Source organism: Roseivirga sp. (genome assembly GCF_965216855.1).
Taxonomy (GTDB): domain Bacteria; phylum Bacteroidota; class Bacteroidia; order Cytophagales; family Cyclobacteriaceae; genus Roseivirga.
The window spans coordinates 2,384,568-2,398,988 of sequence record NZ_OZ244204.1 but is presented as its reverse complement, the minus strand read 5'-3'; the positions used below and the strand labels follow the sequence as shown (position 1 = coordinate 2,398,988).

9 protein-coding genes are annotated in these 14,421 nt (G+C 39.5%); all 9 read right to left on the bottom strand.

Translation table 11 applies throughout. The features are described from left to right. Positions 1-2: 2 nt before the first annotated feature. Complete coding sequence (locus tag ACOOEY_RS10755; protein ID WP_420384713.1) at positions 3-440, bottom strand: MarR family winged helix-turn-helix transcriptional regulator; 438 nt, start codon at positions 438-440, stop codon at positions 3-5. Between the two features lie 94 nt (positions 441-534). After that, positions 535-3,204 carry an SLBB domain-containing protein gene (locus ACOOEY_RS10750; protein ID WP_420384712.1) on the bottom strand — a complete coding sequence of 890 codons (2,670 nt, stop codon included), beginning with the start codon at positions 3,202-3,204 and terminating at the stop codon, positions 535-537. Between the two features lie 316 nt (positions 3,205-3,520). Continuing rightward, complete coding sequence (locus tag ACOOEY_RS10745) at positions 3,521-5,299, bottom strand: tetratricopeptide repeat protein (protein ID WP_420384711.1); 1,779 nt, start codon at positions 5,297-5,299, stop codon at positions 3,521-3,523. 427 nt (positions 5,300-5,726) lie between these two features. After that, the gene (locus ACOOEY_RS10740; protein WP_420384710.1) at positions 5,727-7,346 is read right to left on the bottom strand and encodes an Ig-like domain-containing protein; all 1,620 of its coding nucleotides are present in this window, start codon (positions 7,344-7,346) and stop codon (positions 5,727-5,729) included. Continuing rightward, on the bottom strand, positions 7,343-8,206 hold the full coding sequence (locus ACOOEY_RS10735) for a class I SAM-dependent methyltransferase (protein ID WP_420384709.1): 864 nt from the start codon (positions 8,204-8,206) through the stop codon (positions 7,343-7,345). The genes ACOOEY_RS10740 and ACOOEY_RS10735 overlap by 4 nt, the downstream gene beginning before the upstream one ends. A 4-nt stretch (positions 8,207-8,210) precedes the next feature. Beyond that, positions 8,211-10,076, bottom strand: coding sequence for a tRNA uridine-5-carboxymethylaminomethyl(34) synthesis enzyme MnmG (gene mnmG, locus ACOOEY_RS10730; RefSeq protein WP_420384708.1), 1,866 nt, complete (start codon positions 10,074-10,076; stop codon positions 8,211-8,213). Positions 10,077-10,149: 73 nt separating this feature from the next. After that, complete coding sequence (gene ybeY / locus ACOOEY_RS10725; protein WP_420384707.1) at positions 10,150-10,584, bottom strand: rRNA maturation RNase YbeY; 435 nt, start codon at positions 10,582-10,584, stop codon at positions 10,150-10,152. Positions 10,585-10,586: 2 nt separating this feature from the next. Further along, complete coding sequence (locus tag ACOOEY_RS10720) at positions 10,587-10,988, bottom strand: ATP-binding protein (protein WP_420384706.1); 402 nt, start codon at positions 10,986-10,988, stop codon at positions 10,587-10,589. Positions 10,989-10,997: 9 nt separating this feature from the next. Continuing rightward, positions 10,998-14,372, bottom strand: coding sequence for a DUF4175 family protein (locus ACOOEY_RS10715; RefSeq protein ID WP_420384705.1), 3,375 nt, complete (start codon positions 14,370-14,372; stop codon positions 10,998-11,000). Between the last annotated feature and the right edge of the window lie 49 nt (positions 14,373-14,421).

Here is a 14,421-nt window from a genome sequence, read left to right as displayed (position 1 = left end):
GCTTATCTGAATATATTTTTTGATTCAACGATTTGATTAATCTTGGTTATGACTTCAAAGAAGGCATCGAGTTTCTCGGGTGCAATCGATTGTCGAACAGCTTCATTAAAACAGATGACTGTTTCTTTAGAAATTCTTCGCTTTTCTTTACCTAAATCTGTCAGGAAAATCCTGACAGACCTTCCATCTGTGGGGTCCTTCTTTTTGTAGATAACTCCCATTTCTTCCATAGTCTTGAGCATCCTGGTGAGGCTTCTGGATTCGAGGCCCATTAAAGGAGCTATTTTGGTAGCGGGAGTACCTTCGACCGGATCAATATTTAATACCACGAATGCCTGAGACGTGGTACTGTTATGCTTGGCTGCTTCCTGATTGTACATTCTGTAAATCGCATGCCAGCAGGTTTTTATATGGTGATCTACGGTTTCTTCTCTCTTCATATTCTCTTGTGAGGCTTACGAAGTTAGAAAAAATTTGTTATGCATGCATACTATTTTTCCGAAAGTATGTTAAGCTTATTTTAAGAAGTATGTTTTAATTGAGTCTTTCTACCAGATAAATAGTGGTAAGCGTTGAGCTGATGATGGCAGCAAGTGTTCCAAAGTTCTCCAGAAACTTACCTGGTTCCTTCGGCTCTTTCGGTGGCTTTGCAGAAACAGTAATGATAGACCCATCCAACACTTTAGGGTTTTGGAGCCATCCTACTTTTTTGGTGAAGCCGTTAGCGTTGGTGATATATATCTTGTTCGCATTCTTTGTCTTTCCGCCAGCATCTTTGATATAGGCTCTTACAGTTTGGTTGGGTCGATACTTCTGAAGAGAAGGGTTACTCACCTCCCCTTCTACTCTTACAGTATAGAAGGCCTCGGGAACATAAATACTATCATTTGGCTGAAGTATAATGTTGAAAGAGTCAGTATCTCTATTCATAAGATCATCCAGCGAAAAAGCCAATTGTTTCCCATTTCGGAAAAACTTAGCTCCATTCAAATAGGCATTTGGTGAAACCCCTCCTGCCCGACTTAAAACTTCTTTCAGCGTTTCTTCCTTGCTCTGTAAGAAGTAACTGCCAGGAAATTTGATTTCGCCTGTTAACTTCACTTCTCTAGATTCGGACGAGCCTGGGATCAGGTCTACAGTTACATTATCATTATGCTTCAGATAATAGCTATTCACCGACTCAATACTGTTACCTAGCAAATAATCCATATCTGTAGGGACACGATTAATTCTCGCAATCAGGTTGCCACTGAAGTCAAAGTTCTCTCTGGTTATAGTCACTGAATCTCTGAAAGCAGTTCTTACAAAACCTCCTGCCTGAAGTATTAAATCCTCAATTGACATACTATCGGTTAATGCATATCTACCTTCATTTTTAACAGCTCCTCTGATAGTCACATACTGATCCAGCACTTCGTTTATGTCTCGACTGTATAGGATTACGCGATCCCTGGGCTTGAGAACGGCATTGAACCTCTTGTCCAAAACATTATCAAGGTTGAAAGGAATTACCTGATATTCTGTTTGGCCTTCCTGAAACCTCAATAAATCTGCACGGTTGGTCAGTATTCGGTTTTTATATTCCAGGTCTTCTACATTGGCAGACATAAAAATGAGATCATACAGTGTAAAGTTCTCCCTCCACAAAACCGTTCTCGGTTCGGACAGGTATCCTTCAATAGAAACCGTTTCAAGGCTCTTTAATTCTTCTGTATTGTAAACCTTCAGGGAATCATCTGCCTGAAGCAATAGGTCTGATCTGCCTGAACCTGACATCACTTCAGTCAAATTGAATGACTGAAACTTCAACTCGCCTGTTCTGTCTCTTCTGAATAAATCTACCTTCTCAAAATAAGTATTAGGTCTGAGGCCACCAGCTCGTTGAACAAGCTGCCCCAATGACATTCCCTCGCTGTATTCATATTCTCCCGGTCGGAAAACAGAACCAGCTACTTTTACCACATTGTCATACTTGTCGAGTACACGATCAAATACCACCTCATCACCATCTTGCATAGTGAAATTTCTTCCTTCCATCAAGAGCTCATTATAGTTAAGCGTTATGATCTCGCGGTCAAATGAACTATTTGCAGGTCTACCAATTAGTGGTTTAATTCTTTTGATGGATACCGATTGTGTATGTGCCGAGGGTTTAAGCCCTCCCGCAAATCCAATGAGATCAATTAGCCCCTCATTACCTTTCAACTCATAAATTCCCTCTCTATTCACCTCTCCCTGAATTGAAATGGTATTCAAACGACTTGGGATAAATATGACATCATTACTCATTAGGCGTATATCCTCTGATACTGCTCCTTTAATGAGGTAGTCATATAGGTCTATCGTTGATATAAACTTATTATTCCTGAAAACCTTTACTTCTCTCAATGAGCCTGATGTTTGAATGCCTCCGGAGGCATAGATGGAATTCATGGTAGTCGCAAAGGAGTTGATGAGAAGTGAGCCTGGATTTTTGGACTCTCCCATCACCATAATTCTTATTGGTCTCAGTTTGGTTAATGAAACATCGAGAAAAATGGCAGCCGGGGATTTAGCCAGCCCTGAGTAGAATCTCGATAAATATTGCTTAAGTCTATCATGAAGATTGCTATAGGTAGTTCCCGAAACGAACACCTGACCCACATTTGGTATGAACAGGTTACCATTAATATCAACTTTACCTTCGAATTGAAATTCTGCCTCTCCCCATAAATAAACACGCAACTCATCTCCGGGACCAATAATATAACCTGGATCAATATTGCCTACTAAACCTTGCTGATTGGCGTAAGGATTCGAATTGAAAATATTGTAGCCGAAATAAGGAAGGCCAGATCCTTTCTCTTCAATTGGTTCCTGAGGTTCAACCTGCTCATATCTGTCCTTAACTTCAGTGGTATAATCCACTGTATCGAGCTCAATGGATGTAATAGCATCCATATTAGTTGAATCCTTTGGCTTAGTTAGGATATATTTTCTGAGATATTCATCGTAATTTATTCCGTAGAGGCGTGCCTGTCTTCTGGCATCAGCCTCACTCATACCTCTTTTTCTTAATTCAGCCTGAACTTCTTCATAGGTATCAATACCTCTTTTTTCAAGCTCATTTTTTATCTGTTGCTCAGACTGCGAATTAGCTGAAAAGGGTAGAGCCAACAAGGCCAAACCTGTTAAAAAAACAGCTGCTAACTCTCTAATGTACATTTTCAGGGTCTATTTGGTTAGGTCTTCCCTAGCTGAGGACTTTGAAGGTATTAAATAGTTGGCGCAAAGAGAAATATTCAATTTGGAATTAACGAAAGATTAACTTGTAATTAGAGGGATTCAATGTCAAAATCATCTCCTTTGCCTAAACATATCAAGTCAAAAAGTCTGTATTTCTCCAGAGTATTTATGTCTTTCAATTGGCAATCTCCATCTGCCAATATTTCTAGTATTTCAAATTCATATGTTTCCCCGAAATTAGTCAATTTGAAAGTTTTGCCAACTCTGAGGTTGTTGAAAGACTGGGCCATTAATGTCAGTTATTGAAATCTCCGCGCAAGGTTCGGAACCTGTTCCGCGCTTCGGCCACATAGATACTACCTTTGAATTTGGTAAGCAAGTCTGAATAAACCTGCATCGCTTCTTCTGTTCTGTTAAGATTTTCCTCAAGAATTAACCCCGTCAGGAATAAGGCATCATCACCCAAAATATCATAATAGAATTTCTCATTGATTTTCTGTACCGACTCCATGGCCTGTTCAAAATCTCCCAGTTCTCTTAGGGTATTGGCCTTTAACAAAAGTACCTCATCTGCAATAGAATGGTCAGGATACTTGGTCAACATAGAGTCCATGGCATGAATGGCCTCTTTCTTTTGATTTTGAAAAATCATCAGTTCGATGTTAGCATAATTTTGCATGATGACATCGGTAGTATCAAAGACCGTATTATTCTTGATCAGAATACTTAAGTCAAGTGCATCATTGGCAATTTCTCTTGAGGTGGCCAGTTTCAAAATGTCCAGATGACTTTGAGCCAGTTCAAACTCACCCTTAAAGTATGAAAGTTTAGCACTCTTTAGTTTCGCTGTGTAGCCGAGAGGTTCATCTTTGAACATGCGCTCAACCTGGCCATAGAGGAGTATAGATTCCCATGGCTGTTTGTCGAGAAGGTAAATATCCGCCAAGTCCATTTTGGCTTCAGCTATCACTCTATGTTTGCCTACTGGTTGATTCACCAACTCCTGAAGCGTAGCAATGGCCGTTTCGATTTCATTGAGTTGAAACGCTTGCAAAAGCGCAATACGTCTCTGGGCTTCCATGGCCGAAAATATATCTCTTGATTCCTGTTTATACACATCATACTTTTCTATGAGTCGCCTTACAGCTGTGCTATCTACGGGGAAGGTTGTTTTGATGACCTCTTCTTCTGCAAGTAAGGAATAGCGTTGTGCGAGCCTTTGATTGGGGCTTTCAGGAAAATCTGTGATGATATAATCAAAAGCTTTTGAGGCATTTTTAAAATCATCATTTTCAAAAGCAATCATTCCTACATTGAGAATATTTTGGCCATTATTCTCCATTCGTCTATCGAGGGCCCTTGCCTGCCGTAAGGCAGCCGAAAAATTTTTTTGTTGCAGATGGGTCCAAACCAGCAGCTCGTTGAACACCGGATTACCGGCTTCTTCCTGAATGAAGTCGTAAAGAACAATTTCAAGGGTATCCATATCGGTGGGCTCAGTCAAATACCTTTGAAGAGAGTTTTTGACATAACCGATGTTCCTGGGTTGAGATTTGGAAAAGTTCAGATATTCTGTGACCATATTTTCCTTCTCATTCATAACGCGATAAACGTTCGCCAGATCCAGCGCGAATAAATCACTACGCCCGAATGACTCTCTACCCTTCTCATAAGTTTTAATGGCCTTGTCTCTAAAGTTCTTCTCGAAAAACATTTGGGCCAAAAAGCGCGTGTCGTTCATTTTTTGCTGAACATCTTCGTTACCGGTGACCCGATCAATTAAATCATCCAGATAGGAACTCGCTTTTTCGTCTTCTCCTTTGGCCCGATAGAGTACGCCCATATCAATGGCATAATTGAAACTGTTATCCATTTGACGGAGAACCATTTTAAGATATTTCTCTGCCTCATCAAAATCCTCTTCAGATAATAGAAGATTGAAATATGTATTATGGATTAATGGAATGTACTGTCTGCTACGCGCCAATTTTTCGAATTCACTCCTGGCTTTTTCAACTTCACCCTGAGTAAGATATTCTTCAGCAATCATTACCGGATCACTGTTCTGACCCATTACCATTGTCGAAGTAACAAGCAAGGCGAACATGAGAACTAATCCAGTGTTTGGCTTTATCAACAGTTTCAACATACCATTTATATATATTTAAATATTAAATAATTTTTTATCATATCTATTAAGGCTGTGTAAAAGTGGATAACTGTTGATAGGTGAGTTATCCATAACCTATGTGTAGATATGGTTTAGAAATAATTACTTATTAACAGGTTATCGATTTCTATTTTCTAGAAAATCAATGACTTATGAATTACTGTTGATAAGATCTTCTTTTTGTTGATATTGATGCAAACTGTTTGAGTTGTGGATCAGTTCAGGATATTATGTGAATGGATCACTGAATTATTAACGTAATGACTGAAATCAGAGCTAAGAGTGGATTGCTTTTCTTTTCTCCACATAGATCAATACGGTTATACACAACTTAAAAACTGATGTTGATATCGGAATTAGCCCAGTTTTTCCTCACTTCGATGACTTTGGTTTTGTAGTAGGTATCGAAATAATAATGTACATCTTCCGGTACTTCGTTGGTAAGGATATTACCAATATCGAGGCGACCATTACCGTTACGATCGTCAATGACACGCACCATATATCTGCCTGCAGGCAGGTAACTGAATTCAAAGGTCTTGGTGTTTGTTTCACGTAGCACTCTCTTATTATTGGCGCTAAGTAACTGAATTATCACATTAGCTGATGAAGAAATCACCTGACCGGAAATAACAGCTGTTTCTGATTCTTCTAAATGGTTATACTTTTTCTCGAATCGTTTGGAGCTGTCCTGATCGGCTGAAATAAATGCTGCCTTGTGAGTGATGATCGTAAGTTGGACATCTTTCTCATTTAGTTGTTGGTCAGGTATGAACCCTGTATTGAGTTCAGTACGGTATTGATTAAATCTGAATAGTTGTGGATTAAGTGTGAAGGTTCTGGTGCTGTCCAGGTTGATACTGATACTATCCAGGTTATATGAGACGATAGGTTTACTGAATTTGAAAATTAAGGTATCTGTGGGGCTTGCTTGTGGTGTAGCAGGATCGGTAGAGATTGTAAAATCGGTTTTGTCAATTTTAGATTCAGAGAAATACAGACCGACCGTATCCTGAAGAATGGTATTGAGAGAATCTTTGACCTGGTAAATAAGATCAAGTGTATCTCCATAGGTTCTGTCGTTCCGGAAGAATCTCATTTTATCAGGTCCTTCGGGTCTATAATAAAAGTTTCCGACTGTAAGTATTTGAAAATCAGTGAATTGTTTATTAAATGTAATGTCGAAATATTCTCCAAAATGTCTGGCATTGAGTGTTTTAATCTCTGTGGTATTCAGATTTTGTATAGTGAAATCGATGTTTTCAATATTATTGGTGAGCATAAGGCTGTCAGGATAAAAGCCATAACGCTCGGACTGAGAGTCAGCCCGGTTGTTATTGTTGTCGTCACGTGCGGCATAGATTCGGTAAGTTCCCGGACGGAGATTACGGAATTGATAGTTTCCTGTTGTATCTGTGAGTGTGAAATATGAGGCTACTCCATTGAGAATATTGGTGGAGTCGTTGTTGTCGTATAGGGCGACTAGTACTTCTTCAGCGGGTTCCTGATCGATTAGAGATTTAATAGTTCCGGAAATCTGTAGACTATCTATATAGGGCCCTGTAGAGAAACTAAGGTTAAGGTTTTCAGCTGGGTTATTATTAGTGACATCCCGTATTGTTCCACCAAAGGAGACGGCATAAGTAGTGTTTTCCAAGAGGGGTTCAAAGAAGGTAATCTCAACCTGATTCTTTTTGACTTTCGTTTTGAAAGAACTTACAATTCTTGGGGTAATGATTACTTCTGTTTCGATGTTTCTGGTGTTAACCCATTCATCGAAATTCAGAAGAATGGTCTGACCCTGATAGTTGGTTTGTTCTTGATCTGGTACTGAAGATATGAGTTGTGGAGGAGTTTCATCTTCAGGTCCGCCTTGTGGTGAGCTTACATTGGCGCAACCCTGGATCAGGAGAATGAAGATATAGATGATAATTGGGTATTGTAATCTCATTTGCTCAGGATATATATCAGACTACTATATTCTTTTGTCTTCTGTGCTTTTCTATTAGATACCATGCCCTGGTAAAATGCCTTGAGAATCTTACTGGATCCTGATCTATACTTTTCAGAAAGGAGACTAACATAATAGCTGTCGAAATGCATGGGATGTGTTGCAACAATATTCAAACCAAGTTTCTTGGCCAGAGTAAATATACTTTTTTGACTAAAGTGATAAAGATGACGGGGAACATCATATCCGGCCCAATGTTCCTGATAATGCTCAGCATCGTAAGATTTGTAATTAGGAAGAGCCAGGATCAAAACTCCGTTTCGGTTAAGACAGCTTATAAGTTGAGTGAGAGTTTCATTTAATGAATGAACATGCTCCAGAACGTGAAACAGAGTAATGGAATCGAAGGATTGTGTTAGTTGATCTATACTGGTTAAATCAATTCTATTATTAAGAGCTATTTGTCTGGCTTGTTCATCGGGCTCGATGCCAAGGGTATCCCAACCGTGCTTTGACATGTAGGATAGGAAAGTACCGGTACCACAACCATAATCGAGAATGGAATGACCGATGGTGTACTTGTGTATGATCTTTTTCTTGTATGCCAGGTTTTTATTCTGAATGAACCTATAAACCCTATCGAATATTGGGTTAACAGAGTCTCCATGTGATACGTAACTATTTGACTTATAGTATTTTACAATCTCTTTTTCGTCTGGAAGAGGAGATGTGTATAGTGTTTGACACTGTGTACAAAGTAATAGATTGAATGAGTCCCCGGAACCAAAATAGTCCTGTGTGGTGAGGTGGGGTTTCAGGGTTTGATTTCCACAAATACTACAGGCAACAATTTCTTTCACTTCCTTATCTCCCCATATAAACCATCAAAACGGAAATATCTGCCGGTGATACCCCACTTATTCTGGATGCCTGGCCTAATGTGGCAGGTCTGATTTTATTAAGCTTTTCTCTTCCTTCTGCAGAAAGCGCGGGTATTTCTGCAAAGTTCATTTTGTCTGAAATTTTGACGTGCTCTAACTCATTCATTTTCTGAGCGAGTTTCATCTCTTTATCAATGTAGTCTTCATATTTGATATGAATGTCAGCAGCTTCAATGATTTCAGAATCATACTTACCCAGATAGGTCGAAATATCCTCGTTAATCTCTTTTAGGTTTTGAATATCAAGCTGTGGTCTTTTAACCAACTTATTCAAAGTTGTTCTGTGCTGAATTGTTGCTGTTCCATGCTTATCTAACATAGGATTGGCAATGGCAGGATCTACCTTCTTTTGATTGAGATCATTGATGAGTCGATCGAGTTGCTTTTGCTTTTCCTTGGTCTGTTGTAATCGCTCATCTGATGCGAGGCCTAACTGATGACCTCTTTCAGTAAGTCTTAGATCGGCATTATCCTGTCGGAGAAGAATACGATGTTCAGCTCTACTGGTGAACATGCGATATGGTTCATTGGTACCTTTATTGATGAGATCATCAATTAATACACCAATATATGCCTCAGATCTGCTAAGTGTGAACTTATCCAGATCGTTGATTTTTTGATGTGCATTGATACCAGCTACTAACCCTTGGCAGGCAGCTTCCTCATAACCGGTTGTTCCATTAATCTGACCTGCGAAGAATAAGTTTTCTACAAGCTTGGTCTCTAGGGTGAGGCCCAATTGTGTAGGCGGAAAGAAGTCGTACTCAATGGCGTAACCAGGTCTGAACATTTTAACTTGCTCGAAACCTGGGATCTTTTTGATGGCTTCATACTGTATGTCTTCAGGCAAGGACGTAGAAAATCCGTTGACGTAGATTTCTACTGTATCCCAACCTTCGGGTTCTACGAAGATCTGATGTCGATTACGTTCAGCGAATCGGTTGATTTTATCTTCGATAGATGGACAGTATCTAGGGCCAAGACCTTGGATACGACCATTAAACATAGGAGATCTGTCGAATCCTTTCTCCAATGTTTCATGAACTTCAGGATTGGTATAAGTAATGAAACAGCTTCTCTGTTTAGTTAAAGGGGTTGTTTCATGACTGAAGGAGAACTTTTGAGGATTTTCATCACCAGGTTGTTCTTCCATTTTGTTGTAGTCTAATGAACGACCATCTACTCTGGGAGGAGTTCCGGTTTTCATTCTACCTGCTTCAAAGCCAAGTTGGACTAACTGCTCAGTAATACCTTTAGCAGCATGCTCACCTGTTCTACCACCACCGAATTGTTTTTCTCCTATATGAATAACCCCATTAAGAAATGTACCAGAGGTAAGGATAACAGATTTGGCTTTGAAGTCTATGCCCATTCCGGTTTTAACACCTGTGACCTTGCCATTGTCAACTGTTATGCCAGTGACCATTTCCTGCCAAAAGTCGACATTCGGATTTCTCTCCAGTGCCAATCGCCATTCTTCGGCAAACCTCATCCGGTCGTTTTGGGTCCTTGGACTCCACATGGCTGGGCCCTTAGACTTATTGAGCATTCTGAATTGAATCATGGATTTGTCGGAAATAATACCCGACATTCCTCCTAGTGCATCTATTTCACGAACAATCTGCCCTTTGGCCACTCCACCCATAGCGGGATTACATGACATTTGAGCAATGGTGTTCATGTTCATAGTGATTAGAAGAACTTTAGAGCCCATGCGAGCAGCGGCATTTGCTGCTTCACAGCCGGCATGACCGGCTCCAACTACGATGATGTCATATTCTGGATACATATACTCTCCTTTAACCTACTGTTCCACGTGGAACAATAAGTGATTTGAAAGACTTAAAGTTTCACGTGGAACACTATACTTTTGGAATCCGGAGCAAAGATAGCGAAGCTTCTTCTCTTTTTCTCATCTCCATTTGTTGCTGCTCCGTTTTGTCTCCCTGGCCCAATAAATGAAGAACTCCATGTATCATAACACGATATAGTTCTTGATCAAAGGAGTTGTTAAGTGACTGTGCATTGTCTTTGACTCTGTCTATAGAGATAAATATGTCTGATGAAATAGGATCGTCTGCTTGGTCTCTATTGTCGAAGGTAATGATGTCGGTATAGTAATCGTGTTGAAGGTAGTTCCGATTAATGTCGAGCAGATACTCATCAGAACAGAAGATATAATTGATTTCTTCTAGTTCGTGATTTTGATTTTCTATGATAAGAGAAATCCATTTTCTGATGTTGGACTTATGCTCGAGTTTGAATTCAATGTCCTCAGAGAAAAAATGAACTGACATTTCTAATCGAGATAGAAAGTTAACTCTACGGTGCGGCCATCATCTTTGAATTGAATTTCATCGGCCAGATTACGCATAAGGAAAATACCCCTTCCTCCTATTTTCTCTACATTCTCCGGAGCTGTTGGATCTGGTAGGTTTTTATAGTCGAAACCTATACCCTGATCACTAACACAGAAAATGATTTCTCCATCGAGTAGCTGGGCTGTTAAACGAACATTTTTCTGTTTGTCTGTCTGGTTACCATGAATAATGGCATTGTTGACTGACTCAATAACAGCAATCATGATGTTTCCATAAAGATCATCAGTCAGCTCATACTTCTCCTTTGCATTGTCTATAAAGCTCTCAACGATTCTTATGTTTTCGGTAAGAGAAGGTATTTCAATACTAATATTCTTCATTCAGTGAGCTCAGTTCTTTTCTTTGATTTTTTTGAAGTATTTATTGGTTTCCTTTTTATAGTAAGGATTGAGTTTAGCAGGAATTGTTTTTAATAATTCAATTTCTTTCTCTTTGGCTTTTAAGTATTCTGTCAGTGATTCTGGTATTGATAGTTCAAAATCTTCTGCCGTTTGGGCTTCTCGTTGATCGTCTTCACCTCTTTCCCTCATAGAGTTTTCGGCATCTAACAGTCTGGTGAGAATATCTTGTTGTCTTTCTATGGTTTCATCAGTAATATTTTTATTAATGAGATCCCATTCGTTTTGCTCCATCTGCTCAACCAACTTCTCAATTTTCTCGCCTAATTTATTTCCCTCCATTCCGGTTTCAAAGTTTTCAAGCGCATTTCTTAGGCGTTCCTGCTGCGCAGCCATTCTGGCAAGTTCTTCAGATAGCTCTCTTCCACTCTTACCACTCTGTTTTAAGTCTTGAATCTGTTGACTTAATTGTTTTTGAATTTCAGACAGACCATTGAGCTGAGGATTATTCTTCTGATTCTTGGCCTGACCTTTTTGGCCATTCATTTGTGCAGCCATTTGTTGCTGCATTTGTTGAAGTACGTCATCTAATAGTAAAGCCAGGTTATTGATGGAGGTCATAGTGAATTGCTGTTTGCCGACTACTTCATTGACTCTTTTTTCTTTTAGAGATTCAATGGCGCCATCCATCTGACGATTCATTTCGTTGAGCTCTTTCATCACGAAGGAAGAGATTTGAAAAACTCTTTGTGATAAAGCTACCAGACTGTCTTGTATGATTTGAGAGTCATCCTTTAGCTTGAGTTGTTCCTGTCCAAGCTTTACAAAACGGGGGTCACTCTGATTAATATCCCTGAACTCATCCATCAGACCTTCCTGATTGAATGAGAGCGTTACCAGGTTATCGACCAGATCGCGCAGATTGTCCATGTCCTCCATTTGTTGCTCCATTTGCATGCTGCTCTGCATGGATTGAAGGCTTTGCTTCAATTGCTCCATTTTTTGGCCTGCACGTTGCTGCGATTTTACAGCTTTTTGTCTTGGCTGGTCGCCCTGTTGCTGCTCTCCCTGCTCCTGTTCTGATTGTTCCTCTTTACTCTCTTCACCTTGTTGCTGTTCTTGTTCAGCAGCTTCTTTTAGTGATTCCTCAGCCTCTTTCTGATCTTCCTGTATCTCTTCCAGTTGTTCTTTAGAATCTTGAGGTATTTGGTCTGGATTTTTCCGGTTTTGATTCAGCTCATTGAGCTTATCTAGTTGTTCTTTCAGTTTTTTAAGATCTTCTTGCTCTTCTGCCTGTTCCTTAGCTAATTCTTCGCTAGACTTCTCTCCTTTGTCTGTTTCTTCTTCAAGTTGTTTTTGATCCTGTATTTCTTCTTCGAGCTGCTCGATACTTTCCTCCAGTTTCATATCAAATTGAAGTTTCTTGAAGAGTTCCAATGTTCTTTCCAGGTCTTCTTCGAGATTACCTCCGTCATTCTTCAACTCTTCCATTTTGTCTCTAAACTCCTCTATGTCAGACTCTTGTTCAAGTAATTCTCTAAGTTCATCGTATAGTTTTTTAGTTTCTTCATCCAGAACACTATTCATAATGTCCTGCAGCTGATCCATTTTTTGTCTGATCTCTTCGTTTTGAGGTTTGAATTGATTGAGCTTCTGGTTGTTCTGCTGATTCTGCTTTTTCAGTTCATCTACTTTCTTGGCTAGTTGCTCCTTCTGATCAAGAATTTCCTGCATCAGTTTTTCATCCTGCCAATCCATCTCTTTCTTGGTCTTAAGACGCTCATCGGCTTCTTGTATCTTCTGATTGAGTTCTTCGGCCTCTTTTAGTGTTTTATCAATATCATCCTGCACGGCTTGGCTAGATCTTTCTATATCCTCTTCCAACTCTTCCAGAGAAGGCACTTTGAAATTGTATGAGGCCGATTTTGCATATTTATAGCCATTAACCCCATCGTTATCACCTACTTGCATGTAATAAGTGAGTTCAGCACCAGCCTTAATCCTTGCTGAGTCTAGTTTAAAAACATAGTAGTAGGACTGGTCCAGAGTGGCGGGGTTAAAAGGAACATTTACTTGTTCATAGTTTTGCCCATCATAACTATAATTAAGTTGAAGCGAACTAAAGCCGTAATCATCTTCAATTTTGCCACCAAGCACAATGTTTTTGTAGAGAACAGTATCTTGATACTGATCAAGGATAATAGACGGGCTTTTGTCTTTGATAATCTCTATCTGAAACTTTAGTGAATCTCTGTTGCTGCTATTGGAATTGCGCAGGTTGATGGAGTAGTTGCTGCTGCGATTTAGCTTCTTCTCCAAGGAGAAATTGTTTCCGGTGTTTGATACACCAGCTTCTTTGTTGTTTTCCGTCTCAAAGAAAAAGATGACTTCTTCTGTATTACTGGTGTTAATGTTCCACGTGGCACTGGTGCCTTCCGGAACAGTCAGGTTACCGGAGTTTTTTACTGATTCATCCTGAATACGAGTATAATCAGGGTAATTGAGGTCAATATCGAACAAAGAGAGGCTAGGCCTCAATAGGGTATTGACATCATAATTATCGGAAACTATTCCTTCCGCTTCAACCTTAAAGCTTGTTCCATCCTTTAGTCTTGCAATTTGATATTCGAAGGTTCCTGTACCGGTCTGAGTAGCTTTAATCTTTCGGTCATTCAACCATACAAAGACGTTTTCTGGTACGGCTCGACCTTCTGTGTTAACCGTAATCTTGAATGGTTCATCTTTAAAACCACTCAACGACTCATCATCAACAATAAACCTGAATGGTGCTTCAGGAACAAAGTCATTATTATAGTTAATGATTCTTGTTGAGCTCTCAGTCAGAAACTGAGGAATGAACACAAGAAGAAGAACAATGATGGCAGCGGGTAAATATGAATACTTAATGTACTTCTTGTTGGCAGAGAGGTCTACCGCACTAACAAAAGGTATTTTCTGTAGTTTGAGACTCTTTTGCTGTATTCCGGCAATTAATAAATCACTCTGTTTATCGGTAAGCTTTTCGAGCTGAATAACATTCAACAGCTTATCTGAAACTTCAGGAAAATATTGGCCTATCTGAATAGCCGCTTCTTCATTGCTCATTTGTCGGCTGTCGTTCATCATCATGATGATATGTCGAATGACGAACCAATAAGATGTACCCAGGAAGGCCAATAGAAATGAATAGAAGAGAATGGCTCTTCCCGTTTTGGAAAGATGTGCCGAGAACTCAATCGTATTGATTACTAAAAAGGCACAGAGAAACAAACTGAGAAGGATGATTGCTCCCTTAATGGCCTTGTTCTTATAGAACTTTCTTTTGTAGTCGCTTAATTGTTTGATTAAAGACTCATTAGAACCCATACACTTCACCCATTAGTCTACCTTAATTACGCAAATACTTTCTAAAGGA